The organism is Spirochaeta lutea (assembly GCF_000758165.1).
In the GTDB taxonomy this organism is placed as follows: domain Bacteria; phylum Spirochaetota; class Spirochaetia; order DSM-27196; family Salinispiraceae; genus Spirochaeta_D; species Spirochaeta_D lutea.
Genome location: NZ_JNUP01000049.1, coordinates 140,937 through 167,705 on the forward strand (window position 1 = coordinate 140,937; position 26,769 = coordinate 167,705).

At 56.1% G+C, this 26,769-nt stretch carries 22 protein-coding genes; 17 read left to right on the forward strand and 5 right to left on the reverse strand.

From position 1 onward, the window contains the following. The first annotated feature begins 87 nt into the window (after positions 1-87). From DC28_RS06490 to phoU, 6 genes are all read left to right on the forward strand, one after another. Positions 88-1,668 (forward strand): HD domain-containing phosphohydrolase, encoded by a 1,581-nt coding sequence (locus DC28_RS06490; RefSeq protein WP_037547001.1) that lies wholly within the window; start codon positions 88-90, stop codon positions 1,666-1,668. Between the two features lie 108 nt (positions 1,669-1,776). Beyond that, complete coding sequence (locus DC28_RS06495) at positions 1,777-2,775, forward strand: PstS family phosphate ABC transporter substrate-binding protein (RefSeq protein WP_037547003.1); 999 nt, start codon at positions 1,777-1,779, stop codon at positions 2,773-2,775. A 176-nt stretch (positions 2,776-2,951) separates the two neighbouring features. Continuing rightward, positions 2,952-3,893, forward strand: coding sequence for a phosphate ABC transporter permease subunit PstC (gene pstC / locus DC28_RS06500; RefSeq protein ID WP_037547005.1), 942 nt, complete (start codon positions 2,952-2,954; stop codon positions 3,891-3,893). Then, positions 3,890-5,164, forward strand: coding sequence for a phosphate ABC transporter permease PstA (gene pstA, locus DC28_RS06505; RefSeq protein ID WP_052078557.1), 1,275 nt, complete (start codon positions 3,890-3,892; stop codon positions 5,162-5,164). Before pstC ends, pstA begins: the two co-directional genes overlap by 4 nt. 1 nt (position 5,165) lies before the next feature. Next, the gene (gene pstB, locus DC28_RS06510) at positions 5,166-5,936 is read left to right on the forward strand and encodes a phosphate ABC transporter ATP-binding protein PstB (protein WP_037547008.1); all 771 of its coding nucleotides are present in this window, start codon (positions 5,166-5,168) and stop codon (positions 5,934-5,936) included. A 176-nt stretch (positions 5,937-6,112) separates the two neighbouring features. Next, entirely contained in the window at positions 6,113-6,772 is a 660-nt protein-coding gene (phoU, locus tag DC28_RS06515; RefSeq protein ID WP_037547012.1) for a phosphate signaling complex protein PhoU, read from the forward strand. Here phoU and DC28_RS06520 read toward each other — a convergent pair. The 5 genes from DC28_RS06520 to DC28_RS06540 all read right to left on the reverse strand — a co-directional run bounded on the left by DC28_RS06520 (position 6,738) and on the right by DC28_RS06540 (position 12,275). Next, a complete protein-coding gene (locus tag DC28_RS06520; RefSeq protein WP_037547013.1) occupies positions 6,738-8,735 on the reverse strand; it encodes a transglutaminase-like domain-containing protein in 1,998 nt (665 codons plus the stop codon). The two genes, phoU and DC28_RS06520, sit on opposite strands and share 35 nt — an antisense overlap. After that, positions 8,732-10,120 carry a DUF58 domain-containing protein gene (locus tag DC28_RS06525; RefSeq protein WP_081942018.1) on the reverse strand — a complete coding sequence of 463 codons (1,389 nt, stop codon included), beginning with the start codon at positions 10,118-10,120 and terminating at the stop codon, positions 8,732-8,734. The genes DC28_RS06520 and DC28_RS06525 overlap by 4 nt, the downstream gene beginning before the upstream one ends. Next, positions 10,095-11,039: an AAA family ATPase gene (locus tag DC28_RS06530; protein WP_037547016.1), complete on the reverse strand. Its 945-nt coding sequence runs from the start codon at positions 11,037-11,039 to the stop codon at positions 10,095-10,097. Before DC28_RS06530 ends, DC28_RS06525 begins: the two co-directional genes overlap by 26 nt. A 159-nt stretch (positions 11,040-11,198) precedes the next feature. Further along, a complete protein-coding gene (gene wrbA, locus DC28_RS06535) occupies positions 11,199-11,813 on the reverse strand; it encodes an NAD(P)H:quinone oxidoreductase (protein ID WP_037547018.1) in 615 nt (204 codons plus the stop codon). Positions 11,814-11,816: 3 nt separating this feature from the next. Next, positions 11,817-12,275 carry a MarR family winged helix-turn-helix transcriptional regulator gene (locus tag DC28_RS06540; protein ID WP_037547019.1) on the reverse strand — a complete coding sequence of 153 codons (459 nt, stop codon included), beginning with the start codon at positions 12,273-12,275 and terminating at the stop codon, positions 11,817-11,819. Between the two features lie 224 nt (positions 12,276-12,499). Between DC28_RS06540 and DC28_RS06545 the strand changes: the two genes are divergently transcribed. From DC28_RS06545 to DC28_RS15400, 11 genes are all read left to right on the forward strand, one after another. Further along, positions 12,500-12,991 carry an ATP-binding protein gene (locus DC28_RS06545; protein ID WP_037547021.1) on the forward strand — a complete coding sequence of 164 codons (492 nt, stop codon included), beginning with the start codon at positions 12,500-12,502 and terminating at the stop codon, positions 12,989-12,991. Further along, positions 12,988-13,362 carry a hypothetical protein gene (locus DC28_RS15395; protein ID WP_052078558.1) on the forward strand — a complete coding sequence of 125 codons (375 nt, stop codon included), beginning with the start codon at positions 12,988-12,990 and terminating at the stop codon, positions 13,360-13,362. Before DC28_RS06545 ends, DC28_RS15395 begins: the two co-directional genes overlap by 4 nt. After that, complete coding sequence (locus DC28_RS06555) at positions 13,362-14,516, forward strand: methyl-accepting chemotaxis protein (RefSeq protein WP_081942019.1); 1,155 nt, start codon at positions 13,362-13,364, stop codon at positions 14,514-14,516. Before DC28_RS15395 ends, DC28_RS06555 begins: the two co-directional genes overlap by 1 nt. A 12-nt stretch (positions 14,517-14,528) precedes the next feature. Then, positions 14,529-16,646, forward strand: coding sequence for a PP2C family protein-serine/threonine phosphatase (locus tag DC28_RS06560; RefSeq protein ID WP_037547024.1), 2,118 nt, complete (start codon positions 14,529-14,531; stop codon positions 16,644-16,646). Positions 16,647-16,838: 192 nt separating this feature from the next. Then, the gene (locus DC28_RS06565) at positions 16,839-19,052 is read left to right on the forward strand and encodes a methyl-accepting chemotaxis protein (RefSeq protein WP_037547026.1); all 2,214 of its coding nucleotides are present in this window, start codon (positions 16,839-16,841) and stop codon (positions 19,050-19,052) included. A gap of 195 nt (positions 19,053-19,247) precedes the next feature. Further along, entirely contained in the window at positions 19,248-19,943 is a 696-nt protein-coding gene (locus DC28_RS06570; RefSeq protein ID WP_037547118.1) for an ABC transporter ATP-binding protein, read from the forward strand. A 1-nt stretch (position 19,944) separates the two neighbouring features. Continuing rightward, positions 19,945-21,456: an ABC transporter permease gene (locus DC28_RS06575; protein ID WP_037547029.1), complete on the forward strand. Its 1,512-nt coding sequence runs from the start codon at positions 19,945-19,947 to the stop codon at positions 21,454-21,456. Positions 21,457-21,468: 12 nt separating this feature from the next. Next, positions 21,469-22,779 carry an ABC transporter permease gene (locus tag DC28_RS06580; protein WP_037547031.1) on the forward strand — a complete coding sequence of 437 codons (1,311 nt, stop codon included), beginning with the start codon at positions 21,469-21,471 and terminating at the stop codon, positions 22,777-22,779. A 63-nt stretch (positions 22,780-22,842) separates the two neighbouring features. Beyond that, entirely contained in the window at positions 22,843-23,604 is a 762-nt protein-coding gene (locus tag DC28_RS06585; protein ID WP_037547032.1) for an outer membrane lipoprotein-sorting protein, read from the forward strand. Between the two features lie 9 nt (positions 23,605-23,613). Continuing rightward, on the forward strand, positions 23,614-25,143 hold the full coding sequence (locus DC28_RS06590) for a hypothetical protein (protein ID WP_037547034.1): 1,530 nt from the start codon (positions 23,614-23,616) through the stop codon (positions 25,141-25,143). Positions 25,144-25,322: 179 nt separating this feature from the next. Beyond that, positions 25,323-26,435: a 1-acyl-sn-glycerol-3-phosphate acyltransferase gene (locus DC28_RS15400; protein ID WP_156104605.1), complete on the forward strand. Its 1,113-nt coding sequence runs from the start codon at positions 25,323-25,325 to the stop codon at positions 26,433-26,435. Positions 26,436-26,769: the final 334 nt, after the last annotated feature.

Consider the following 26,769-nt stretch of genomic DNA (forward strand, 5'->3'; position numbering starts at 1 on the left):
AAATAAACCCTGGTTTAAAGGTCAGGAATTTGGATATTGCATTCTCTAAAGCGATAATCTACCCTTTATGCAAGGAGTACAGGCTGAATGAGAGACCTATGGGATGAAGATCTGCTTGAGTTTGCAACAGAACATACTGAGTCTGCACCCCCCTCTGCGGATGAGATGCCTCCCTGGAACATCCTGATTGTAGATGACGATGAGGAGGTCCATATTATAACGAGGCTGGTGCTCCGGGACTACGTTTTGGACGGCAGGCCGGCCCGGCTTTTCCATGCGTACTCCGCCCAGGAGGCCAAGGCGCTGCTTTCGTCGGAATCGGGAATTGCGGTCATTCTCCTGGACGTGGTCATGGAGACGGATGATGCCGGCCTCCGGCTGGTACGCTGGATCCGGGATGATCTCCAGAACCGCCTGGTACGGATTATCCTCCGCACCGGTCAACCCGGGGTTGCTCCGGAGAAACAGGTTATCACCGAATATGAGATAAACGACTACAAATCAAAGACCGAGATAACGGATATCAAGCTCTACACCGCCATTACCGTTGCCTTACGCGGCTACCGGGACCTCCGGAGTATTCAGGAGCATACCCGAGGGTTCGGGCATATTATCCGCTCGGCCCGCAGCGTATTACGCCACAGGAATCTGAATGAGTTTTTCAGCCAGGCCATGGAGGAGGCCGCCCTGCTGGCTGGGATTGATCATGAGGATTGGAATACGGCCCCGGGGGTGCGGGGAATCTGTCTCCGGGCGGTAGACCGGGGCTACATGGTTGTTGCCGTACGGGGCGGCTACGAAGTTGAATCGGGAACCCGGTTACCTCCGGATCTATCGGCTCTGAACCATCCGGCGACAGCGGAGATAATCGCCCAGGTGCAGGGAAAACCCGGCATTGTGTTTACCGATTCGGAATTTTGCGCTCATTTTCAATCCCAGAACGGCGAATATAAAACCACCCTGCTCATTGCCGCTCCGGGTCCGCTGACCCATCTGGACAAGGAACTGCTGCATGTTTTTACCTCACACATTGAGGTTTCTTACGAGAACCTTTCCCTGGGGCAATCCATTGAAACCAGTCAGCGGGAAATTATTTACACCCTCGGAGAGGTGGTGGAAAGCCGGAGTCAGGAAACGGGAAACCATGTCCGCAGGGTAGGGGCTCTGGCCGAGCTCCTCGCCACCCTGGCGGGCATGGACGAAACCCAGCGATCTGCCATGCGCCTGGCTGCTCCCATGCATGACATCGGCAAAATCGGTATTCCCGATTCCATCCTGAATAAGCCCGGCGCCCTTACTGAAGAGGAGCGGGAAATAATCCAAAGTCATGCCGAGATCGGATACTCTATCCTTCGTTCGGGCAAAAAGGGCATCCTTCAGCTGGCTGCCGAACTGGCCTACACCCACCATGAGCGGTGGGACGGTTCGGGCTATCCTCGGGGACTGGCCGGGCAGTCCATACCCCTCTCGGGGCGCATCGTTGCGATTGCGGATGTGTTTGATGCCCTGACCCACACCCGGGTCTATAAGAAGGCCTGGACCATGGAGGATGCCCTGGATTACATCGGCCAAAACGGGGGCACTCAATTCGACCCAGAATTAGCCCGGCGATTCGTTCAATCCCGGGAAGAAATCAAAAGAATCTTCAATAAATACGAGGAAGGGTAAGCTCCTTCCGGATTATTCACGGTTTTCTTAATAGATCCTAACATTTCTCTAACAGAGCTGGTGCCTAATGAGCCCATACAATTTGTAGTTCCATTGAGGAGGAATAGTATGAAGAAGGCATTAACAATTATGAGTCTCCTGCTCCTGGCTTCTGGGGTATTTGCCGGCGGTCAGAACGAGGGGGCAGCCGCCCAAAACCAAGGCCCCTGGGCTTGGATTACTGAAGAGAGCGATGACGCCCTGCTGCCCGGGGTGAATCCCCTGTTGGTCCGGGGTGATGTTATTACCGCCGGTTCATCCACGGTGTATCCCCTGGCGGAAGCCATGGCTGAGCGGTTCAAGAACGAAGGGTACCCTGGAACCATTACCATTGATTCCATCGGTTCTGGAGGGGGATTCGAACGTTTTACCGTAGCGGGAGAAACCGATGTCTCCAACGCTTCCCGTCCCATCAAGGCATCCGAGATTGAGGCAGCCCGGCAGATCGGCCGCGAACCCATCGAAATCCGGGTAGGTACCGATGCCCTGGCCGTAACGGTAAGCAAGGACAACACCTTTATTAAAGAAGCAACCATGGAAGAACTTGCTCAGATCTTCACTGCCGACAATTGGAGTGACGTGAATCCTGACTGGCCCAACCAGCCCATCCAGCGCTTCATTCCCGGAACCGATTCAGGAACCTTTGACTACTTCGTCGAAGAGGTATTCGACGAGGATGCCGAGCCCATTCTCGCAGCAGCAAATACCCAGTTCAGCGAGGATGACAATATTCTGGTACAAGGTATTGAGGGATCACCCTATGCCATCGGATTCTTCGGATATGCCTACTATGCGGAAAACGCGGATAAGCTTAATGTCCTGAAGGTCGACGGCGTGGAAGCCAACGCTGCCAATGTTGATAACAACAGCTATCCCCTGGCCCGTCCCCTATTTCTTTACACCGATGCAACCATCATGAAGAACAAACCCCAGGTTGCCGCCTACATCAACTTCTTCCTCACCTACGTGAACGAAGAAATTACCCGGGTCGGATACTTCCCTGCCAACCCTGCAGCCCTGGAGGGTGCAAAGCAGGCCTGGCTGGATGCAGTCGAGGGTGCTTACTAAAAAGGCGATTGAAGCAGGAAGCGGCGCAGACGCCGCGACCTAAAAGGCTACTCAGGTACAGGCCCGGTCCCCCGACCGGGCTTGTGTCTTGAGGTCCTTGCTGGACAGGGAGCTAGAACCTTGAACGATCCGGGTTCTCTCCGGTCCAGGTACAGCAATAAAAAAGGAATCATGGAATGGGAATCAAACACGGATTATCGGGCAAACCTGAAGCCAGCATTGATTTTTCAAAACGCCGCCGTCCCGCCGAGGGAACCATCAGGACCCTGTTGTTCATCAGCGCTGCGATCTCCATATTTACGACCATTGGAATAGTGGTCATCCTTGTGGAGGAATCAATCCTGTTTTTTGGGAGTCCGGAGGTTGACATTATAGAATTTCTCTTCGGGACCGAATGGAAACCGATGATCGGAGAGTTCGGGATTCTGCCCCTGCTGAACTCCACCCTCATGACGAGTACCATCGCTATGCTGGTGGCAACTCCCCTGGGGCTCTTTGTGGCGATCTACCTCAGTGAATATGCCTCCGAGAGGGTACGGGGTATTCTAAAGCCGCTCCTCGAGGTCCTGGCGGGAATTCCGACGGTGGTGTACGGCTACTTTGCCCTCACCTTCATGACGCCCCTGCTCCGGAGTATCTTCGGCCCCAATATTGTGCAGATTTATAATACCGCTTCGGCCGGGCTGGTGATGGGTATCCTGATACTGCCCCTGGTAGCCTCCATGACCGAGGATGCACTCTCGGCGGTACCCTCCAGTCTCCGCCAGGCCTCCTACGGGCTGGGAGCTACCAAGATGGAGACGAGCTTACAGATTGTGGTACCGGCGGCATTCTCCGGTATCGGGGCTGCCTTCATCGTGGGGCTTTCCAGAGCCATTGGAGAAACCATGATTGTCGCCCTAGCCGCCGGGGCCGGTCCGCGGCTGACGGCGAATCCCTTTGAATCAGCTGAAACCCTCACGGGCTACATTGTCCGGATCTCCGGAGGGGATGTTGGCTACGATACCGTGGATTATAACAGCATCTTTGCCCTGGGCTTGGTGCTCTTCATAACAACCCTGATGCTTAATATCATCAGTAGAAAGATCGTCAAACGCTTCCGGGAGGTGTACGAATGAGTGTGGTATTTAGTAGTCCCAGGGACACCGCCCAGGAACATCTTTTCAGAGAGCATAATCTTCCGGTTCGCCGCAGGAAGGGCCTGATATGGCAGGCTGTCTTCTACGCCGCTACCTCCATTGCGATTATTACCCTGGTCACCCTGGTACTAAGTATTGTTGATGGTGCATTCGGCTATGTGGCTGTTCAGAATCAGATAGAGGTGGAGGAGCTGGTGGGCCCGGGGCGGACCCTGGACAGCGCCTCCAAACAGGAGCTTATCGCGATGCTCAACGAGCACCTAAGCCGGGGACTGGTCCGCCGTTTCGACTTCGAGGCGCCGCTTATGGAACGGTCCAACCAGGACCTAATCAAGCTTGTAATGCGGGAGGTGGTGAAGCCCCAGGTCTTGGGAAGCTGGAATTTGGTTCCCAGTCTTTTTCAGAAAGATTTGATTCTCCAAGAGGCGGCGCAACGCTACCCCGGAGCCGATATTGTCTTCCGCTCCTGGCTAACCTTGGATTTTATCGGGGCATCCCAATCCTCTATTCCTGAATTAGCGGGCATCCGTACGGCGATTATGGGCTCTCTCTTGGTAATTATGATTACGATTCTGGTGGCCTTTCCCATTGGGGTCGGGGCTGCTATCTATCTTGAGGAGTTTGCCAGTGATTCACGGCTTAACCGGATCATCCAGGTAAATATTTACAATCTTTCAGGGGTTCCCTCTATTATATATGGACTGTTGGGTTTGGCTGTTTTTGTCCGAGGTTTGGAGCCCTTGACCAGCGGCGCGTTATTCGGGTTCGGTGCGGGTCAAACGGCCAACGGCCGTACGGTGTTGTCCGCGGGGCTTACCCTGGCACTCCTGGTACTCCCGATCATCATCATAAATGCCCAGGAGGCCATCCGGGCCGTACCCCAGAGCCTTCGGGACTCCAGCTACGGCCTGGGTGCAACCAAGTGGCAGACCGTTTGGCACCATGTGCTGCCGGCCTCCATTGACCGGATTCTGACCGGGACCATCCTCTCTATCTCACGGGCCCTGGGGGAGACGGCGCCCATCGTTGTGGTCGGGGCCTCAACCTTTATCTCAGTGGATCCCAATTCAATCTTTTCGAAGTTCACCACCCTGCCCATCCAGGTATACCAGTGGACTGCCCGGCCCCAGGGGGCCTTCAGGAATATCGCAGCAGCGGCAATTCTGGTACTGCTCGTCCTGCTGTTAACCCTTAATGCCAGCGCGATAATCATGCGTAACCGGATTAGCAAAAAAAGGAGACAGGCTTAAGATGAGCGCAAACATCGAAATCAGCTTAAAAAAAACAAGCATATTCTACGATCAGTTTAAGGCGGTGGAGTCCGTGGATTTAGATATCGCCAGCCAGGAGGTTACCGCCTTCATCGGACCCTCGGGATGCGGTAAGAGTACGGTGCTGCGGTCCTTAAACCGGATGAATGACCTGATTCCCGGCACCCGGATCGAAGGGGAGATTACCTTCCGTGGTATGAACATCTATGCCGACCAGGTTGATCCCGTGGAGGTACGGCGTCATATCGGGATGGTGTTTCAAAAGCCGAATCCCTTCCCCAAAAGCATCTATGAAAACATCGCCTGGGGGGCCAGGATTAACGGATACCACGGCGATATGGACGAACTGGTGGAAACGAGTCTCCAGCAGGCGGCCCTCTGGGGCGAGGTGAAGGATAAACTCAAACAGAGCGCCCTCAGGCTTTCGGGGGGGCAGCAGCAGCGACTTTGTATCGCCCGGGCCATCGCGATAAAGCCCCAGATCATTTTGATGGATGAGCCTGCCTCCGCCTTGGACCCGATCTCAACCCAAAAAATCGAGGACCTGATAAGCGAACTAAAGCAGAACTACACCATTATCATTGTTACCCATAATATGCAGCAGGCGGCCCGGGTCTCGGACAAGACCGCTTTTTTCCTCGTGAACGATAACCGTTCAGGCTACCTGGTGGAATTCGGTCCCACGGATGAGCTCTTTTTTAATCCCAAGAAGAAGGAAACCGAGGACTACATTTCCGGCCGTTTCGGCTGATCACCAGCCTGTAACCCGGATCCGGGCTCGGAGGGGGGCGGTCAGTTGTCGCAGATGATGCCCCGCCAGAGCTCCCGCGACCCGGACCCGCAACCCGGACCTGGAGGGGGACGGTTACCCCGGTCTCCGATTCAGAGTGGACCGGTTTTGTACCAAATGAAAGGAAGGACTATACCATGGAATACAGAGAAGACTACCACCGCGAGCTCCAGGCCGTGCGTGATGCGGTGCTGGAAATCGGTACCCTGGTCATGCACCAGGTCCGCCAGGCCTTCATCGCCCTGGATACCCAGAATACCCAGCTCGCCGGGGAGATCCTGGAGGCTGACAAGGAGGTAGATGCTCTGCAGTACCGTATTGAGGACCGTTGTGCCCGGATCATGGCGACCGAGCAGCCTGTAGCCGGTGATCTACGGGAGCTGGTTACCACCATCAAAATTGTATCGAACATGGAACGGATCGGTGACCACGCGAAACACCTCATCAAAGCCCTGGACCGGGTGTCCAAGCCGGCCCTGGAGGATGCCATTCCCCGGCTTCGCCGCATGGCAGACCGCGGTTTGGAAATGTTGGAAGAAACCCTCCGTGCCTTTGAGTCCCGGGATTTTCAACAGGTTATTGCTATTGCCCAGCGGGACGAGGAAATTGACCGGATGCGCCATGAGTACCATGACTATTTACTGAATACCATGAAATCCAACCCCGGCTCCATCCCGGACTCGGCTACCCTGATGTTCCTCAACCGCTTCATGGAGCGTCTCGGTGATCATGTGACCAATATTTGCGAATGGGTCTATTTTGCTAAGACCGGTCACCACGTTGATTTGAACGACTGAGTTTACGGATTCTCCCCAGCCACCGGATCTCCTCCCGGCTGACCCCAGGGGGGCCGTAGCCGTACCACCGGTATAACTGGGCCAGCCACATGGTCCGGTCCTTCGGGCCCAAATCAGCCAAGGGTGAAAGACTATCCTGGCGAAGAGGGCTGTCCGGACTGCTGGACTTTGAGAGCCTTACCATCTCCCGGTTCCACCGGCGCAGGGGCTGTTGCCACCAAAGCACGAACCCGGCGGTTAGAAGCACTACCACAACCACACCCCCGGGGAGCAGCATTTCGCTTGTCAGACTCCGGCGGGCTTCCCCTTCCGCATCGTCTTGTACCTCAGACTGATTACCCGGATCCGAACGCCATGAGAGGCCGGTATCGGGACCGAGCAGGCCCTCCCGGGGGGTTAACTCGGCAATTCGCCAGAAGCCCTCTTCGTCCAGCACCTCGACCCAGGTATGGCTGTGTTTGCCCGTAATCCCCAGGGGTTTACCCAGATCCTGATAACTCACCGGCAGAACAAACCCCTCCACGAATCTGAGGGTATACCCCAGCTGGTTGTAGTACAGGGCCGCAAGGGTGGCAAAATGCAGGCAGTACCCCTGCTGCTGGGAGAAGAATCCCGAAAGGGGATGGCTTCCCCGGGAGATGCCCTCTACTTCCAGGCTGTATGTGAACCGGTCCTGGATGATCCGGCGTAATTGAGCCGTATTGGCATTAAAATCACCCTGATCCGGCAGATGTACTAGAGCCATCAGCTCCGGGGGAGCCTCGGACTGAATATGGTTAATACCGGGGCCGGGCTCGGAATCCCGGGGGGTGGAGGCCTGATCCGCCGCCGGGTCCGGGGCCTGGGCGGCCCGCAGACCGAATTGGAATTCCTGGCCGGGAGGAACCAGTTCGGACAGCTCCAAGGCCCGGGGGATGAGCTCGTAGGGGGAATCACCCGGGTTCCCCGAGGGCTGCTCCCCGGAGGTGTCAGACCCTGGGTGCGGCGTTTCTGCCCGGGGATCTGCGGTCAGGAGGGTGCTTTCCAAAAAGTCCCGGGTGCGCGGCCGGGGAATCCGGTTTTGGTAGCCCATGACGGTTCTCAGGGTCACCCGGGTTTGTCTCCGGGGATCCCCGGGGGATTGGTGGATTTCCGGAACGGGTGGGGATCCGGGCGCGGGGGATTCGGGTGTCTGAGCCTGGGCTGCGGACTGGGCTTCCCGGAGCGGTGGGGGCGCGAAGTACCACCCTGCATCGGTAATACTCTGGGCGTACTGTTCGGCTAGATAGTAGGTGCCGGGGCGGCTGACCTCCAGGCTGTAAATCTGCCGGGAGGTCAGACTGGGCGGACGGCCGAAGTCTCCGGGGGTGATGGCGTGCCCCTCCCCGGGCAGCGCCAGAAGCAGCCCCAGATCGGGAACCTGGCGCCGCAGAATCTCCACAAACCTCTGCTCAACCCCCAGTCCCCGACCGCTCCGGGGGAGAAGAATACCCACCCCGAAGATCACCAGAGTACCCGCCGCCAGCAATCCCAGGTGTTGGACGAGTCTCATGCTGTAGCGGTCCTGCCAGTACATCAGGCTGAAGACCATGAGGATTCCGAGCATGGCCAGACTTGCCCAGGGTGATTCCAAGGTCAGCACCACCATCACCCCCAGACTTAACCCCAGCATGGCCACCCAATCCCGGCCCCGCCTGCCCCCGGAGGCCCCCGGGACGACCAAGAGTCCTCCGGCGTAGGCAATACACCAAACCAGGGCCCGGGTAACCGGATGACCGAGAACCCTCCATTGCCCGGCTTGGAACCACTGGGCGATGAGATCCCCGGGAATGGTCAAGAGATGCAGGCACAGCAGCAGGATGCCCGTCCACAGCCATACCAGGTGCCATCCCCTGTGGCGGCGGTTGAGCAGCCCAAGAAGCAGGGGGACAGCCAGCCAAACTTCTGGCCTGTTCAGGATGGACCAGGCGTGGGAAAGACTCATAGCAGCACCTTCTCGGGTATCTCCCGGGGGTCCTGGATGAAGCCGATGAGACCTTCCAAGGTGGGATCCCCGGAGACCAGGTGCTGCAATGACCGGTAATCAGGATTTTGTTCCCGGCCGCAGCAGTAAATTCGGTGGGTTACCCCCGATGCCCCCAGGGTGCGGCTGGTTTCAATAATGGCTCCGTCGGTGTTTTTTGTGATCAGGAGTACCCTGGTTATCCGGTTCCGGGCTAGGTGTTCCTGGACGGCGGTGACCAGGGAATAGTGTTGGGAAAAGAATATTCCCACACTGCGCCGGGACAGTCCGGCAATCGAACCGTCATCCCCCGGGGAGGGTGAGCTGGCCAACCGGCGGCCGGGGAGCGATGCGCTGTGTTTTGTACCCGATCCGGATTCCCACCCGGGAACCTGGCAGATCCAGCTGCCCCGGATGGCGCTGATAATCGAGAAGAACACCTCCACTGCGCAGTCTTCATCGGGGACGGTGCTGCCCCCGGGCGGGGTTTCTTCCTGGATCTGGCGTTGGGCCTCGGGGGGAACACCGGTTGCCTGGGGAGACCGGCTGGGTCCGGCGGTTGCAGGGGTGTCGGCCTGGAGGCGGGGGGTGCCGAGGGAGGCCCGGGTATCTAAGAATACCAGGGAGGTGGTGCGGGTTGCGCTGTCGTACTCACGGATCACGGGACTACCGATTCTGGCCGAGCTTTTCCAATCCACCCGGGCGGGGGAAATGCCCGGGATGTAGGGCCCCAGGCCGATAACCTGGTCGGGAAGGGAGGATTGTCCCGGTGCAGCCCGGTCGGGTAGATCCGTTGACGCCCCGGGGTCTGTGAGGGTATGCCGGATCGGATAGATTTTCGGTTCAACGTACATCACCCGGGGTTTAACCTGGCGATGGAGGGACCAGAATCCCAGATTGCTGGTAAATCGGATGGATTTGAGCCCCATATCGTAGACCCCCCGGTACCGGCAGGGCAGGACAGCCTGGAAGGAGCCGGATTCCCGGGGGCGGAGTCCGCCCATGGCACCCGGGCCGGGATTACCCCGCCCTCCGGGTTCCGGATACAGGACGATACTCAGGGGACAGGTGGTTAGAGGCAGGGGATTTGAAATCACCATGGTCCACTGCACCACATCGCCCTTATGCGGGTGCTCGGTACTCAAGGTCTGGTGGTATTGCAGGGTAAACCAGGACAGGATGAGCAAAAGCCCGTCCATCAGGGGCAGGGATAGGATTATCGCCGCGGAAAGGGCGGCCCAGGTGCCCAGGTGCCTGGCTGTTAATAGTGCCAGCACTACCAGAAACAGGTAGGCTTGTTTATTCGGGGTTTTCCGAGGGGGGGCTTGGGTTGGCATCCTGTTACCGAAGAAATTTGACCGATTCATAGATTTCTGTAAGCCGTTTTTCCAGGGTTATGCCGCTGATCCGGGCGTCTCCGGTCAATCCCAAACGGTGGGCCAGGCAGGGTATCCATAGATCCCGGATATCCTCGGGCAGAACCGCCTGACGGCCGTCTAGGAGGGCTCGGGTCTGGCTGAGGCGGGTTAACTGCAGGAGTCCCCGGGGTGAAAGACCGTACCGGAGCGCCTTGTCCTCCCGGGTTGCCTTTCCTAGGGCTAGAATATACCGCTCCATTGCCTGGCTTACCTCCACCCGGCTTGCCTGGGCCTGGAGTTCTAACACCTGGGTAGGGGTGAGAACCTGCTCGAGGGTATCCATGGGTTGCTCGTTTCTGAGGGCCCTGCGATAGACCCGGAGCATCTCCAGTTCTTGGTCGGTTTCGGGATACCCCAGGGAGAAGGAAATGGCGAAGCGGTCCAGTTCCGCTTCGGGCAGCTGAAAGGTTCCTGCGTATTCCAGGGGATTTTGGGTGGCGAGAACCATGAAGGGCTGGGGCAGGGGGGTGGTCTTCCCGTCCAGGGTTACTTGGTACTCCTGCATGGCCTCCAAGAAGGCGGCTTGGGTACGGGTGGCTCCCCGGTTCAGCTCGTCTGCTAGGATGCATTGGCTGTGAATAGGACCCTGGCGGAGGATGAATTTCTGTTCGGTGGGGGACCATATGGAGGTGCCCAGCACATCCCCGGGGAGAATATCCGGGGTAAACTGAATTCGGGCGAAACCCAATCCTGCTGCAGAGGCAAAGGCCCTGGCCAGGGTGGTTTTTCCCACTCCGGGGATGTCCTCCACCAGGACGTGGGCCTCGCTGAGAAGGGCTAAGGTCAAGAGGCGTACCGGCTCGGAACTTCCCCGGAAGGCTTTGTGAACCTCCCTGCTTATAGAAGAGACAATAGTTTCTGGCTTCATGGCATCAGTATAATGCCTAATACCGGTATGGCAAGAAAACAGTCGGGTACCAATAAAAAAAACCGTCCTCCGCAAGGAAGGACGGCCTAGGGTGACCCTTGAGGGTATGCCGCCCCGGGGCAGGGATCACTCCCCGGGTTTGCAAATCGCATCCTCGTACTAACGAGTCAGCTTTGCGGCGATTTCTGCAATGTAGGCTCCGTGGTAGGCGGCCCCGGCGAGTTCATCCTCACTGGGCATGCGGCCGCCGTCGCCTCCGGCAATGGTTGTTGCTCCGTAGGGTGAGCCCCCGCGGATCTCATCAACCCCGGATTGTCCCTGGTAGGTGTAGGGTAGACCGGCCACAACCATTCCCTGGTGCAGGAAGTAGCGGTGAATGGTTAGGGCTGTACCTTCCTGACCGCCGTGCTGGGTTGCCGTGCCGACAATGGCGCCGCCAACCTTGCCCTTCAGCTTCTGGTTGGCCCAGATGCCCCCGGTCTGGTCGAGAATATTCGCAACCTGCCCAGGAATATTGCTGTACCGGCTGGCGGTTACGAGAATGATACCGTCTGCCCCTTCAAAATCCTGAGGACCCAGCTCGGGAACATGGGCAAACTGCTTTTGAGCCTCCACCGCCCCCATTTGAGTGAGGACATCCTGGGGTATGGTTTCGGGAAATCGCTTCACTACCACCTCTGCCCCTGCTTTTTCGGCCCCCTCCGCTGCGGACTTTGCCATGGCGTACATGTGTCCGTAGGTCGAATAGAAAAATACCTTAATTACTGGTTTCATACCTTACTCCTCCGTATCGGTTGTATGATCTTGCTCCCGGCGGCCTGTTCCGAGGATCCGGCACAGCGCCGAGAGCCCTTGCTGTTCCTCGGTGCTCAGCACCGAGAATATCTCCTGAATCGTTTGGCGCACTGTCTCGAAGGCCGGCGCGATGGTGTTCCGCCCCGCCTCGGTCAGTTCGCACCTGAACTGGCGCTTATCAAAATCCTCCTGAATCCGGGTCAACAGTCCCCGTTTTTCCAGGACCTCGATCTGCTGGCTGATTCTTCCCTTGGACTTCAGAACCTTTTGGGAAATCTGCTTCTGGCACAGCGGGCCCTTGTGGTAGAGGGCCTCGAGAACCTCGAATTCGGGCTGGGACAGATCTGCCAGCCCCGCGAAGGTCCCGGCCAATGACTGGTGCACGCTGTCAGTGGCCCGGGTTAGTTTGATAAACGCGTCAAGAGAAGGATCCTTGCTCATAGGCTTAAGGTACGAATGCTTATGAAAAGAATCAAGAAAAAAGTTTAGAATTAAACTAAATACCGTGCTTCCTGGCCTAGTAGGGTGATTGTATGGTCAGAATACCGATGTTCAACCTAAAAACGGAGATTTTTGGCCAAGTTCTTGCAGTTTTGTCTTGACCTGGGCAGAATCTGAGCCTTCAATTGATATGGGGGAAGAGTAAAAAATTTATAGGAGGGTGTATGAGTGAGGCAACACACGCATACGTAGACATTACCTTCGGGCCGCGGTGGAAGTATATCTCCGTGACCCGGAACTATGTACAAAACTTTATTGCCGTAGGGTTGGCCGGCCAGAGCAAGGCCGACAGGATAGCCATGGCGGTGAGCGAGCTTTTGGAAAACGCGGTTAAATACTCCGCCGGGGAGGAAACCCGGATACGTCTGGAGGTAAAACCCGAGCAGGGAAAGATAGTGGTATCGGTATCAAACACCACCGATCCGGGGCGGGAAGAAGAGCTGCGGGCAATTTATAAGCGGGTGAACTCCGGGGATCCCCTGCAGACCTTCATTGAGATGATGCGGGAAGCCACAACCCGGACCGACGGAAAGAGCCAACTCGGCCTGGCCCGGATCCGCCATGAATTGGGGGCGGATATTCAGTTGAACATTAGTTCCGATCATCTGGTTACCATTACCCTGGAAGTGGACGTAGAAATGGAGGGAGAGGCATGAGCACACTCGGTGTTGATTCAATACAGGTAGAACGGCTGAAGATTACGGTTCAGGATTCCCCTGCGGGACTGGTTTTTACCGGCGATATAGATATGGAAGATCCCAGCACCATTCTGGATCCCTTCTTTGCCAAGGTTCACCAGGGGCTGACCAGCCAGGGAACCAAGGAAATAGCCGTGGATATGACGGGGCTGAACTTTCTCAACTCCAGCGGCATCAAGGCTATTTCCAAATGGATCATGCAGCTCGGCGCCCTGGGGGATGATCAGAAGTACCAGATCAAGATAAAGCATAATCCGGAAATCACCTGGCAGGCAACGAGTCTTCCGACCCTGACTTACTTGGTGCCCGGAGCGGTTGAAGTGGTGTGATGATGCAGCGGAAGAAGATCTTAGGGATCTGGCTTCTGGTTTGGACGGTGGTGTTCATCCTCGGTATGGTTTTGCCCGGGATCGGTTTTGCCGCGGCCACGGTGCTTCTGGGCCTGGTAGTGGCGGGATTTATCCTAAAGAGCCGTTTTTTTGGTCAGGGTGATTCCGATGCCCGGGGCTCGAGTGCCAGCCCGGCGGAACGGGAAGCCTTCCGGGAGGACGGGTTCCTTCCGGGGTCGACCCCGGCCGCGCCGGTTTCTCCGGGCAGTCGAATCACCCCGGAACACGAAGCAGCCGCCGAGGAACTGAAGGCCTACCGTGTCCTGCTTGGGGAGGTGTTGAAGGATCTAGAGTCCCTGGCGATTTCCGAATCCCAAGACCCCCGGTCTGCCCAGGCTCCCGAGGAGTTTTTGGTCCAGACCGAGGAGGATCTGGAACCCCGGATTAAGCGTCTCCAGACCGATACTAAGGCGGTGTTGGGAAATGTGTCCCAGGCCTACAGCATCTCGGATAATCTGAGCAAAACCGCCAAGGATGCCTTTGCCCTGGCGGAGAAGGTCCAGAAGGGAATTGAAAATATCAACCACATCCTCCGTCAGTCTCTGGAGAATACCAATTTCCTGGAGGAACAGTCCAAGAAGATCAGCCGCATTCTGGATCTCATGGGGGAGGTTTCTTCCCAGATTCATGTACTTTCCATCAATGCTTCCATCGTCTCAGCCCGGGCAGGAACCCATGGACGGGGTTTCGAGGTAGTGGCCAAGGAGATCCGTGAACTCAGCCACCAGACGGAGAGTTCCCTCCAGGATATTGCCGACTCGATCGAAGAGATTCAGCAGACCATCCGCAAGGTCGGGGAGGATACCCACCAGGCTGATCAGGCTGCCGCCGAGGAAACCAAGTCTTTGATCTCCGTGGCCGGTTCCCTCCAAGGGGTGCAGCTTGCCATCGAGGTCGTGCATACCGTGAGTACCGGTTCCAAGGAAAAAATTCAGCAACAGATTGATGATCTCGCCCAGATTGAGTCCCTGCACCAGGGGTTACGCGGGTCCTTGGATCAGCTGTTGCCGGCCCTCTCGGCCACCCGGCAGGAGGGCCGGGTCCTTGCCGGGGTGATAGCCCGGATACGAGAGGCGATTCATAACAAATCCTAAAGGGGGTAGTGTATGAGGGAATTTTTCTTACTGAGCTTTCCCATAATCATTGTGTTTGTAGGGCCCATGTGGTGGGAGATCCACCGGCGGGCCGAGTACGGGAAGCGTTCCCGCAGCCTGCTTTTTTCTCTGCTCTGTTTTCTCGGCGCCGGGGCGGTCTCGGTGGTTCAGTATTTGGGGGTTATACCGGCCCTGCCCATGGCCGGAGTGCTTACTACCGGGCTCTTGAGCCTCCTGTACTTCGGTGCCCTGCTGCTCCTGGAATTTTCGGTACATCGCCAGCGGATACGGGACAGTTTTTTATCCGATGATTTCCGCTCCCAGATGGCCAAGCTGGTTCCCAGCTGGATACTCTTCGGCACGGCGATTGTGCTTGGCGGGGTGGTGATGGTATTGAAGCTTGCCGGGGTGGAGTTGTCGAAAACCCTGGCCGACCTGTTCTTTATTGTCGGGTTCATCGGCCTGTTGGCCGGGGTTGGGATCAGCGCCGGTATCGGTGCGGGTATTCTCTTCGGGTTCCAGGCCGGAATCGTACGAAAAAAGGCCTACCCCTTTATCTGGTACGGGATCATCATGGGGATTGCCGTGGTCCGGGGAGTGGCCCAGGGCAAGGATGATTATGCCGTGCTGCTCCTGGGGCTGCATGCTCTATTGGCATACCGGATTTTTGAGGAGTATTTCTTTGCCCGGTTCATTCACCTGAACGACCTCTTTAACCGCCTGCAGGATTCGATTCGAGTACGGAACGAGTTGGTAGACCGGATCATCCACTCCCCCTTGGAGGAGGATCATCTGGTTGTTCAGGGCATGTTTGAGGAGTCCATAGCCTCCTCCCAGAAGGAGGCTACCCTGCCCCAGTACCGGGTGACGGGTGCCGTATTGTACCGGAGGGTCGGCCAGGAGTTCGTGGTTGAGTTCCCCGAATACGTGTACGGTTTCGCCGTGCCCCTCTATGAGAACGAACTGATCCGCAAGCTAACCCGGGAACAGCTGGTATCCAAGCTGCAAACCGAGACATACCCGGCACAGGGGGCCCCGGTTTCTTCCGGCCTCGGGGAGGGTAAAAACTTCGGAAAACCAGCCTTTCAGCAGATGCTCCAGAGCCGTGAGGTCGTGAAGATCAGAGATCTCCCGAGCTGCTTCAAGGGGCTCATATCCTTTGTTGCCCTGTATCCCGTGGTGGATCAGGACGAGGTTACGGGGTGCCTTGTGGTGTACAAGGACAGCTTCTACGATATGTTTCCCCAGGAGGATAAGATCCTCCGGACCCTGGCGGGAAACCTCAGCACGGTGTTTAACATCATGGTCGGAAAGCAGCTTCAGGAGGAACGCAACCGGCTGCAGGGCGAGATGAATATTGCCACCAATATTCAGACCTCCATTCTTCCCAGAGAATTCGCCCTCCAAGGCTACCGCATTGCGGCCTCCATGGAAACCGCAACCGAGGTCGGCGGGGACGTGTACGACTGGGTTCCCGGGCCGGGGGGTAATTACCTGGCCATTGGGGATGTATCCGGTCACGGGTTGCCCGCAGGTATCATGGCCTTGATCCAGATGTCGGCCTTCCACGGCGCTGTTCAGACCGCCAGCCGGATGGATCGGGAGCTCTCCGCTCCGGAGCTCTACAATGTGGTGAACCGGGTTCTCTGCACCATAAACAGGGACCGCATCGGAGCGGACAAGTTCATGACCGCCAACTACTTTGTAGAGAAGGACGGAAGCTTCAGCCATGCCGGGGCCCATGAAATCGCCCTGATATACCGGGCTCGGGAAGACCGCGTTCAGGAAATCCATGATACCGTCAGCCGTACGGGCTTTCTGGGTATCTCCGAGTTCATTAATGCAGATACCTCTGCAGGGACGTTCTCCCTAGAAGAAGGGGATGTGCTTCTGTTGTACACCGATGGAATTATCGAAGCCAAGGACCGGAGCGACGGGCAGTTCGGAATTCCCGGGGTTAGCCGGATCTTGTCCGATCATGCCAAGGAGGAACCCGGGGACATCATCCGGCATCTCCGGGAGGCGGTTCGGGGATTCGCCGAGGATGGTGATCTGGCCCGCCACGGAGGCAGTTTTGCCGATGATATTACCCTAGTGGTTATCAAGCGGGATGGATCGGCGGCGTCCTAGAGGGGCCTGAAAATTCCTAAATAGCAAATATCACTACTATGTGGATAGTCCCGGGTCCTAGCCGGGGCTATCTTTATCGCCTAAACTTTACAGCTCGGCAAGACGATGCTACTGTTAGGGAGGGTGGGGTTCGGTTCGATCCTGGAATTGGGATAATGACCGGACCCTGGGTACTCTGTAGTTGGGGGACAAATGAAAATATCTCAAAAAATCGGTCTTATGATCGCTATTGTTATACTGCTTTTCTCGGGGTTGTTGGTCGGGGAGGTGGTACTAAAACGGGTTTCCGCCCAGTATCTGGCGCTTCGCCAGGAGTTTGTTGAGCTGGAAAACCAGATGCTGCGGCTCCTGGCTACGGCCAAGGATCTCCTGATCACCGAACACGACATTGTTGATCCCTACCAGCAGTTCATTGCCCAGCGTAAGGTGGTGAGGGAACATCTGGCTGCACTCCCGGACCACGGGAGCTTCGGGCTTATTTCCGGAACCCTCTTAGAGGATTTTGAGCGGCTCCAGGCAGTACAGAAGGATACGGAGGTTCGGTTTGCCCGGGTAGATCAGACCATGAGCCAGATATTGGCTAATCAGACCGATCTCCGGAATATCCGGAAGCGCGGTGTGTTTCGGATCCGTCTGGATTTAGCAGCCATCGACAGCGGCAGTCCCCTGAATTACTATCTGAATGAGGCTATCGGGACCATCACCCGGAGCCAGTACAATTTTGAGGACGCAGCCCTGCCCCTGTCCAACCGCATCCGTCAGGGGCTTTTCGAACAGAATGAGACGTTCGAACGTATTTCGAGTCTTATTACCCTCATCGGTACGGCGGTTATTATAATCCTCAGCACCATCATTGCCATTCCCTTTACCCGCCGCTTCGCGGCCCGGGTCCGGCATATTGAGGCCGTTATGGGCCGGGCCAAGGAGCGGGATATCCGGTCCCGGGTACAGGTTCGCGGCCACGATGAGGTTGAGTCTCTCGGGAACGGGTTGAACAGTGTTCTGAACTCCATGACGGAGTTTTTGGACCATGCTCAGAAGGTGTCCCAGGGGATAAACGATATGAACCAGGTGTTAGCCTCCAGTTCCACCGAATCAACCGCCGCCCTGAACGAGATCTCCAAGAATGTTGAATCCATGAACGAGCAGTTCGCAAAACTGAATTCTATGATTGAACGGGGAGCCAAGGAGGTCAGCGAACTCCGTCAATCCCTGGCGGGTCTGACCGAGGATGTAAACCACCAGGCAGCCATCGTGGCCCAGTCCACCAAGGATGCCCACGAGATTAACAGTGAGATAAAGACCGTGCATCAGGTCAGCCAGGAGCGGGCCCGGGAGAGCGAAGAACTGAAGCTGGTTACCGTGGAGGGGGGTGAACGGGTTGAATCCACCGCCCTGATCATCGACGAGGTGAACGCAGAGATTGAATCCATTCTGGAAATCATTGACCTTATAAACCACATCGCCGACCAGACAAATCTACTCTCCCTGAACGCCGCCATCGAAAGCGCCCATGCCGGTGAGGCCGGGAAGGGGTTCGCGGTGGTGGCCCAGGAGATCCAGAAGCTGGCTGAATCCACCGGGGAGAACTCCGCCCGGATTACCGACAGCCTCCGCTCCATTACCGAGAAGATTCAGGATGCCAAACGCCTTTCATCCAAGAGCATGGACGCCTTCGGACAGATTCAGGACTCGGTTCAGGTGTTCGCCAAGGAAATGCTGGGTATCCGGGACCGGATGGACGGCCTGTCGAATTCCAGCCGGGACATCCAGACGGTTAACGACGAGTTGAAGTCTCTTACCGACAGCATTGCCGAGCGTTCCATGAGCATGAGCAGCGGGGCAAGCAGTATCGAGCAGGTAATGGAAAATACCTCAGCCTATTCGGGCTCCATTCTTCAGGGGGTCAGGGAGATTGACTCCGGAGCAAAGGATGTGCTGGCCTCCATGGTTGAGGTGCAGGATATGGCGGTGCGCAGCAAGGACCAGGTGTCCACCCTCGCGGGTATTATCGGATCCTACCGGTACCAGGACGGCGAAGATGGAGAATCCGACAGCGAAACCATTCCAGCCAATACCACGGCTGAACCCAACAAGGCTGATGAGCCGGTACGCCATGAGATAAAGTCCGTAAAACCCGCCCCCGCCCCCGCCCCCGCCCGAGAGGCCGGGACACAGGAGAAGACCTCGGCCTCTTCCGGGAATTCCAGGCCGTCGGAGTCGGGTAACACCCGGGAGCGGGTTCAGGACCTGGAGACCTTCATGAGCGGATCCCGGATGACGGGGGGCCAGGCTCCTCGGGAAGGATCGGGGCAACAAGCGGAGAAGGACAACGGGGAATCGGAGGGTGCCTCCCTGGAGGTTCTGCGGATAGACCACGGAAATTCGGACAGCGAGAAGCCATAGAATCACCCCGGAACAGAAAAAACGAATATTCAGACCGGACAGTACGAGCCCAGGAGGGGTATTGTCCGGTTTTTTTATTTTATGGTGGATAGTAGGCGGAAAATTGAATATTTTCTGACCCAACGGTTACCGTTACCAAAACCCCGCTGCCGCGGACTTGCGGAGCGGGACTGCAGCAATACTAAGGAGAAACACATGGCAATTGTGCAGTTGAAGGACGTACACAAGAAGTACCCCCTGGGGAAAACCGAGGTTCATGCGGTTCGAGGGGTCAGCTTCGAGATTATGAAGGGTGATTTTATTTCCATCGCCGGACCATCGGGATCGGGAAAATCGACCATACTGAATATGCTCGGATGCATTGATGTTCCCACCGACGGGTCGGTGGTTCTCAACGGTGTGGAGACCAAGGATCTCTCGGATAAGGAGATTACACGGCTCCGCCATCAGTTCATCGGTTTTATTTTCCAGAGTTTTAACCTGGTTCCGGTGTTGAACGTCTACGAGAATATTGAGTTCCCCCTGTTATTGGGTAAGGAAAAGATGTCTCAGGCAGAGAAGACCCAGTGGATTGATTTCCTCATTGAACAGGTGGGCCTAACCCAGTGGAGAAATCACCGGCCCAATGAACTATCGGGAGGACAGCGCCAGCGGGTGGCCATCGCCCGGGCTCTGGTAACCAAGCCGGAGGTTGTACTGGCCGATGAGCCCACGGCTAACCTGGACAGCGCGACCGGGGAGGCTATTATCGAGCTGATGAAGAAGATAAACCGCGAGCAGGAGACTACCTTTATTTTCTCCACCCACGATACCACCATTGTGGATATCGCGGATCATATTATCCGCCTTCATGACGGTCAGATTGCCCAGGAAGAGCGAAGGGAGCGTTAATATGCCTATTCTATTGCGTATTGCCCTCCGGAATCTCCGGGAGCATAAGGGGAAAACCCTGATTGTGGGTACCCTCATAGCCCTGGGTGTGCTGATGCTGATTTTGGGCAATTCCCTATTGGCCACCGCGGCTGAGGGAACGAGGAAATCTATAATCGATAACTATACCGCCCATGTGATGGTGCGGGCCAAGAGTGATACGCCGGTCTCCATTGCCGGCGCCGGCGGTTTTACTGGGGATATTACGGGGAAGACCATCCCCAACTACTCCCGGGTGTATGACATTGCAACCTCAATCCCGGAGGTGGGTCAGGCAAATCCCCAGATTACCTACTTCGCCCGGATTGATTACAGCACAGAAAATCAGAATCAGGGCGCTATTGCACCGATCTTCGGGATCGAGCCGGATACCTACCAGTCCATGTTCACTGAAAACATCGAGGTTCTGGAAGGACGCTTTCTCGAGCCCGGGGAACAGGGAATCGTGCTGCCTGAGCAGACCGTAGCGGATATCCGGGAGAACCTCGAAATTGATGTGCAGGTAGGGGACGAGCTGAAGCTGCAAAGCGGCGGCGAGAGCTCCGGGCTGAACATCCGCCGGCTTCCCCTGGTTGGTGTCTACCGGTTTGCCGTGGATAATGCCGCCCTGTCGGGCTTCGCCTTTGTGGATGCCCAGAGTGTTCGTTCCATGGCCGGTCTCGTGGTCGGGACCAGTGCGATCATTGAGATTGATGAGGCGGACACTACCCTGCTGAACGAGGCGGGTATCTTCGGAGAAGAGGACCTTTTCGGCGAGGATAGTCTCTTTGGCGGGACCGATTCGGACCTGAGTCAACAGGAGAGCCTGGGGACGGATTTCAGCGAGGAAGGCCTCTTGGGGATCCTCGGGGATACCTCCCAGCGGGAATCCCTCAGCCAGCCGGATTCCGGGGCGTGGAGCTACCTGTTGCTGCGCTTGGATAGCCTGGAGCAGGCTCCCGGGGTTATCAGCCAGCTAAATGCAGCCTTCGAGGAGGCGGAGATTGCCGCTGAAGCGGTGGATTGGGCAACCGCCTCGGGGGGCGTAGCGACCTTCAATCAGGCCTTCGGCATCTTTTTTAACGTGGTTGTCCTGATAATCACCATCGTCTCCGTCATCATCATTATGAATACCCTGGTCATCTCGGTTATCGAGCGTACCAGCGAGATCGGGACTATGCGGGCCCTGGGGGCACAACGGAAGTTTATCCGCCGGATGTTCATCCTCGAGACCATGAGTATATCTGTGGTGTTTGGAATGATAGGTCTGGGACTCGGCGCCCTGCTTGTGGGCATATTTAACGCCACAGGGCTTACAGCGCCCAATGCCTTTTTCGAGATTATTTTTGGAGGCGAAACCCTGCGGCCCGTGTTGACCTTCGGGGCTGTGTTCCAGGCTCTGCTGATGATGCTGGGAATCGGCTACCTATCCAGCCTGTACCCGGTATCGGTGGCACTGAAGATACAGCCCGTCAAGGCCATTGCGGTATCCTAAGGAGCGAACCATATGAAGTACTTACAAATTGCGTTTAGAAACCTGAATAGACAGAAAAAACGGTCCATCCTCCTGGGAGGCGCTATCGGCTTCGGTATTATGATCATTACCCTGGTGAACGGATTCACCGCCGGTGCCGTTTCCAATGTGAAGGAGAACTTTTCCTACCTCTTGGCGGGGCACATTTACATCTCCGAGCAGACGAAGCGGGACGACGGCGAGGTGCTTACGGTCTTTGAAGACCAGAAGCCGGTCACCCAGGTGTTGCAGCAGCTTGCCATTTCCGAGGAGCGGTTGAAACGGCGGAGCGATTTTTACGGGGATTTTATCTTTAACGGCCGTTCGGCTGGGCAGAATGTGATCGGGGTTGATTGGGCGGCGGAGCCGACCCTCCAGGAGCGGATGAAGCTGGTGGAGGGGTCTGTTGCCCAGGCCAAGGACGATGTCCGGGGTATTATCATAAGTGAACAGATTGCCCAGCGACTTGACCTGACCCTGGGAGACGACCTAACGGTGCGGATGCAAACCGTTACCGGCCAACAGAATGTGGGAACCCTGGTGGTACGGGGAATCATGGCCGACCCGGGAATTTTGGGGTCCATTTCGGCCTATGCCGACATCAGAACGGTGAACCGGCTTCTGAATATACCGGAAGATAGCTTCCAATCCCTCAACATTACCCTGGATGGTCTGGAGCTGGTAGACGGAGTCACAAACCGGATTTATGCGGAACTCGGCAAGGCCGTGCAAGTAGCCGAACGTGGCGAGCGTGAAGGGTTCAACTTGGATAATATCAGCTTCACCTATCAGGACGAGCCCGAGCCTGAGTGGAGCGGAACCCGGTACCGGATTCAGAATATCAACGACTTTACCAGCCAGATCGACCAGCTTTCTGCTACCCTGAACGGGGTAGGACTGGGAATCCTGGTGGTGCTCATCCTGATTACCATGGTGGGGGTAACCAATACCTTCCGGATGATCATGTATGAGCGGGTAAAGGAGATCGGGACCATGCGGGCCATCGGTATGCAGCGGGGCGGGGTTCGGAAGATTTTTATCTACGAGGCCTTTTCCCTGGGTACCTTCGGGTATTTCGCCGGGGTACTCCTGGCATTGCTGGTTTCCCTGGTATTGGGTTTGTTTTCCATTCCCAGTGATAATGCATTCTCGTTGTTCACCCTGAACGGCCAGCTGACATTCCCCATGCAAATCGGGAGCATGATTTTTAACTACCTGTTGATTGTCGGACTTACGGTTTTGGCGGCGTCCTTCCCTGCAAACAAGGCGTCCAAGCTGCAGCCGGCCGACGCATTACGGGCTTAGGTGGATGGCTCGGCCGGGGGAAGAGAAAATCCCCGGTACGGGCGAATTTTTTAGGAGTACTATATGAAAAAGAAAAACATAATATTGTTACTGATCCTCTTGGTCAGTGTAGGAGTCGGCACTACCTGGGCTCAGACCCAGCCGGATTTTGTTGCAATTCTACAGAGCATTGATGAGTTTGGATCTTATCAAGAAACGGATTTCACCGCCGAGTACACGGTGATAAGCGAGAAACCCGGTGAGGAACGGAGCATTTTTAAGACAAGAATTTTCCGACGGGACGGAGAGGATAAATTTCTCCTCTTGATTCTGGAGCCGGCACTACGGAAGGGAGAGGGATACCTCCAGGTGGGTGATACCGGTTGGAGCTATGATCCCGAGAGCCGGGAGTTCGCTATCTTCAGTCTGAAGGAAAACTTTCAGGATTCTGAAGCCCGGAACAGCGACTTTGCCGGCACCAAGGTGAGTGATAACTACGATGTTACCGACTGGTCGGAGGAGCGTCTCGGAGCCTTTGATGTATGGCAGCTTACCTTGAAGGCCAAAAACGATACCGTTGCCTATCCGACCACCAAGCTCTGGGTGCGCCGGGATAACTACCTGGTACTCAAACAGGAGGACTACAGCCTGTCGGACCGGTTGATGCGGACGAGTTACTTCCCATCCTACGCCAGGTCCGGAGGATACTACGTACCTACCAAGATGCTGTTTCTTGACAACTTGAATGAGGGCGAACGAACCGAGGTAACGGTTCGGAATATCAGTTTTAATACCATTCCGGATTCGGTCTTTACCAGGACCTATCTCGAACGGGTCAACCGGTAGGAGGTCAGGATGAAACGAGGAAGAATTATAGCGATCCTGATGGTCCTGCTGCTGCCCCTGGGCGTCTATGCCCAAGAGCAGCAGCAGGATTCCGGAATAGACGAGGACGCCCTCTTTGGCGGGGGCGGTGATGGCTCGGGAGAGGCCGGCGATTCTGGGGGAGGTTTGGATGAGGACGCCCTGTTCGGTGGCGGCGAGTCTACCGGCCAGGATTCGTCGGATGAGGACTCCCTCTTCGGCGGTGATGACATGGTTATGGACATTACCGGCGAGAATGCTGAAACCGGCCAGGCTGCGGCGGACCTGTTTTTAACCGATGATGAGGTTGTACGGATCGGTGGAAGCCTCTCCTCCAGTCTGCAATCCTATTGGACCTGGTCGGAGGCACCCCAGGAATGGGCCGACTGGACCGGGGGGGCGGAGAACCGGCTGGGTATTTCCTTAGGCGGTTCGGTATACCTCGATGCAAGGCCGGATGCGGATCTGCGCATTTTTATGAAGGCGAAGACAAGTTACCCCTTCAGCATCACCTCCTCGGGATATATTTCTAGCACTCCCGTGCTGGGGGTGCAGGGTACGGCCCCGATACAAACCGTGGAGATGGATACTCCGGTGAATCTTAGCCAGCTGAATCTCCAGATTTTTGAGTTTTATTCGGACATTGCATTCCGGGATCTGCTGTTTTTCCGCTTCGGAAAACAGACCGTCAAATGGGGAACCGGATATTTCTTCTCCCCGGCGGACATTATTAGCCTGACACCCATTGATGTGGATGATCCGGAAGCAGAACGGGAGGGACCGCTCTCCCTGAAGGTAAGCTTCCCCTTCGGTTTGAATACCTTGGATGCCTACATCATCGGGGACGACCAGGTACGAGCCATTGAGGATCTGGGTGTAGCTGCACGAGGGGTGTTCTACCTTGCTCCCCTGGAGCTCGGGGTGGGGCTGGGCTACCAAAAAGACCGGCCCTTCCGGATTGTATCAACAGCCCGAATGCCAATCGGGGATTGGAACCTCTTTGCCGAGGGGCGCCTGAGTTTTGGAAGACAGGAGCAGAAGGTTGATTCCGACGGGGTTCTGACGGATGATGATCAGGCATATGTCTCCGCCACGGGAGGGGTCTTTTATACCAACGCTGACTGGAACCTTACCGCTGCAGCCCAGTACCTCTACCAGGGAGAAGGCTATCCAGATACCGAAGGGTTGTATGAGGCGGCTATCCAGCAGGTGTTTGCCGGAAACCTTCCCGGTTCGGTATTGAACCGCTTCGGTCAGCACTACACCATACTTTTGCTCAGTCTCAATGAAATCTTCATTGAAGAGCTTTCGGCTTCGGTTCAATGGCAGGCCAACTGGACGGACACCTCGGGTTTGGTGTCGCCCAGTATCAGTCTGCGGATTTTTGACGGCTTGAGCATCTCCGGGGGGATTTACATTCCCTATGGAGACGAGGGTGACGAATTCACCGGAGAGGTACGAAATCCCTTTGGCGATCTGAGTACGAGTCTGACGGTGTCCATTGGCGGCGGCCGCTTCTGAGGGACGGTATGATCGATTCACCGCTCCCGGCGACCGGCCCGGGGGTACATATGAGACTGTCTGATATTTAAGACAGATTCTGATGTCTCCGTGGTTCCTTGGGGTATATCCGGGAGACCGGATTCCCCGGGGCGCGGAGGATTCTTGTCCTTTACCGGGACACTTGGTACTATACAACCATGAAGTATTCAGATATTGAAGCCTATCCAGAGCATGCCTTTACGAAGTACTGGAGAAGCCTGCTGGCAGATCCTCATTTTTTAGAAATCATTAAAAGCCTGGGGAAGCACAGTGCGTCCACAGGGAGGAAGTGGCTGGAGAACGGCCGGGAGATGATGAGCGGCATACGGTCTTCAGTAGACTTTCACCGCATGATGGTTCGGCTTGTCGAGACCGTGGTAGATCATACCACCGAGGGATTAAGCTTTTCCGGTATTGAGAACATTCCCCAAGACAGGGGCGTATGCTTTTTATCTAACCACCGAAGTACATCCCTGGATCCCGCCTTCGTAAACGCTGTTTTATATAAAAATTTTACCCGTACCGCATACAATGCTGCGGGGGACAATATTTTTAAGACGAACTGGCTTGGTCATCTGATCCGATTGAACCGCGGATTTATCGTCCGCCGGGATGTTGATGATATTGACGAGAAGAGAGCGGAGGCCCAGAAACTCTCCGGCTATATCAATACCCTCCTAGAAGACAAACAATGGGTATGGATTGCCCACCGGAACGGCCGCTCAAAAGATGGCTGGGATCAGACCGATTCAGCGGTCTTAACCATGCTGAAGATGGATCGGCCGGATGCATCCTGGCAGGACTATACTGAAACGAATGCGTTGGTTCCGGTGAGTATCAGCTGGGAACTGATCCCCCTGGATATCCTTATGGCCAAGGAACTCTGTGATATTCCTACCTACCACGGGCCCCAGCGCGATATGAAAAACATTGTTACTGAAATCGGTATGAAGAAAAAACGGGTCCATATCCACTTTTCTTCACCGGTAACGGCTGAAAAGCGCGCTCAATTGGTTCGGGGAACCGATGCAGGGATTCAAGCAGGCCAGACCATCTGGCCTGCAAACTGGGTTGCTGCCCAAGAATTGAATCCGGATCTTGATTTACCGGAATCAGTTGACGCCAACCAAGGGATGTGGATCCTGCAACGCGCCGATGAATTGGAGCAGAGCATAGCTGCCGAGGGACATTCATTTCAGCAGGCCCTGGCGGTACGAACCACTTTGTTACGTATGTATGCCAGGCCGGTGCTAAAGACCTTGCTTTCCTAGGGACCTACCCCTAGGTGATTATCCATTTCACCCCCTCTCCTACACACTCCTGATCCTCCCGCGTGCCCCCCACCGGGGGCCTAGGGTTCTGGAAATCGTTATGTAGTGCGCAAAAGCCTGTAACTTTTTTGTGCCTCAGAAACCCCCAGAGCACACCCGCCTCATCACGCCGAAATGTACTTCGGCACGTAGGTCCCGAAGTCCACCCCAGGGTTGCGCCACTTCATATTCCAGGTTCTCAATTCCTCCGTCCAGAGAGACAGCTTACCCCGAAACGGCCGTCGGCCCCATAGCTCCCGGATGATCGCTGTCAGTCGCTCCCGGCTCAGGCCCA

What these genes read in the sequence shown, in the direction of transcription:
- DC28_RS06530 (WP_037547016.1), bottom strand. Translation starts at nt 11,039, where the DNA reads ATGAAGCCAGAAACTATTGTCTCTTCTATAAGCAGGGAGGTTCACAAA.
- pstC (WP_037547005.1), top strand. Translation starts at nt 2,952, where the DNA reads ATGGGAATCAAACACGGATTATCGGGCAAACCTGAAGCCAGCATTGAT.
- DC28_RS06565 (WP_037547026.1), top strand. Translation starts at nt 16,839, where the DNA reads ATGAAAATATCTCAAAAAATCGGTCTTATGATCGCTATTGTTATACTG.
- DC28_RS06495 (WP_037547003.1), top strand. Translation starts at nt 1,777, where the DNA reads ATGAAGAAGGCATTAACAATTATGAGTCTCCTGCTCCTGGCTTCTGGG.
- DC28_RS06560 (WP_037547024.1), top strand. Translation starts at nt 14,529, where the DNA reads ATGAGGGAATTTTTCTTACTGAGCTTTCCCATAATCATTGTGTTTGTA.
- DC28_RS06585 (WP_037547032.1), top strand. Translation starts at nt 22,843, where the DNA reads ATGAAAAAGAAAAACATAATATTGTTACTGATCCTCTTGGTCAGTGTA.
- DC28_RS06570 (WP_037547118.1), top strand. Translation starts at nt 19,248, where the DNA reads ATGGCAATTGTGCAGTTGAAGGACGTACACAAGAAGTACCCCCTGGGG.
- DC28_RS06520 (WP_037547013.1), bottom strand. Translation starts at nt 8,735, where the DNA reads ATGAGTCTTTCCCACGCCTGGTCCATCCTGAACAGGCCAGAAGTTTGG.
- DC28_RS06555 (WP_081942019.1), top strand. Translation starts at nt 13,362, where the DNA reads ATGATGCAGCGGAAGAAGATCTTAGGGATCTGGCTTCTGGTTTGGACG.
- DC28_RS06590 (WP_037547034.1), top strand. Translation starts at nt 23,614, where the DNA reads ATGAAACGAGGAAGAATTATAGCGATCCTGATGGTCCTGCTGCTGCCC.
- wrbA (WP_037547018.1), bottom strand. Translation starts at nt 11,813, where the DNA reads ATGAAACCAGTAATTAAGGTATTTTTCTATTCGACCTACGGACACATG.
- DC28_RS15400 (WP_156104605.1), top strand. Translation starts at nt 25,323, where the DNA reads ATGAAGTATTCAGATATTGAAGCCTATCCAGAGCATGCCTTTACGAAG.
- pstB (WP_037547008.1), top strand. Translation starts at nt 5,166, where the DNA reads ATGAGCGCAAACATCGAAATCAGCTTAAAAAAAACAAGCATATTCTAC.
- DC28_RS06525 (WP_081942018.1), bottom strand. Translation starts at nt 10,120, where the DNA reads ATGAATCGGTCAAATTTCTTCGGTAACAGGATGCCAACCCAAGCCCCC.
- DC28_RS06540 (WP_037547019.1), bottom strand. Translation starts at nt 12,275, where the DNA reads ATGAGCAAGGATCCTTCTCTTGACGCGTTTATCAAACTAACCCGGGCC.
- phoU (WP_037547012.1), top strand. Translation starts at nt 6,113, where the DNA reads ATGGAATACAGAGAAGACTACCACCGCGAGCTCCAGGCCGTGCGTGAT.
- DC28_RS06580 (WP_037547031.1), top strand. Translation starts at nt 21,469, where the DNA reads ATGAAGTACTTACAAATTGCGTTTAGAAACCTGAATAGACAGAAAAAA.
- DC28_RS15395 (WP_052078558.1), top strand. Translation starts at nt 12,988, where the DNA reads ATGAGCACACTCGGTGTTGATTCAATACAGGTAGAACGGCTGAAGATT.
- pstA (WP_052078557.1), top strand. Translation starts at nt 3,890, where the DNA reads ATGAGTGTGGTATTTAGTAGTCCCAGGGACACCGCCCAGGAACATCTT.
- DC28_RS06575 (WP_037547029.1), top strand. Translation starts at nt 19,945, where the DNA reads ATGCCTATTCTATTGCGTATTGCCCTCCGGAATCTCCGGGAGCATAAG.
- DC28_RS06545 (WP_037547021.1), top strand. Translation starts at nt 12,500, where the DNA reads ATGAGTGAGGCAACACACGCATACGTAGACATTACCTTCGGGCCGCGG.
- DC28_RS06490 (WP_037547001.1), top strand. Translation starts at nt 88, where the DNA reads ATGAGAGACCTATGGGATGAAGATCTGCTTGAGTTTGCAACAGAACAT.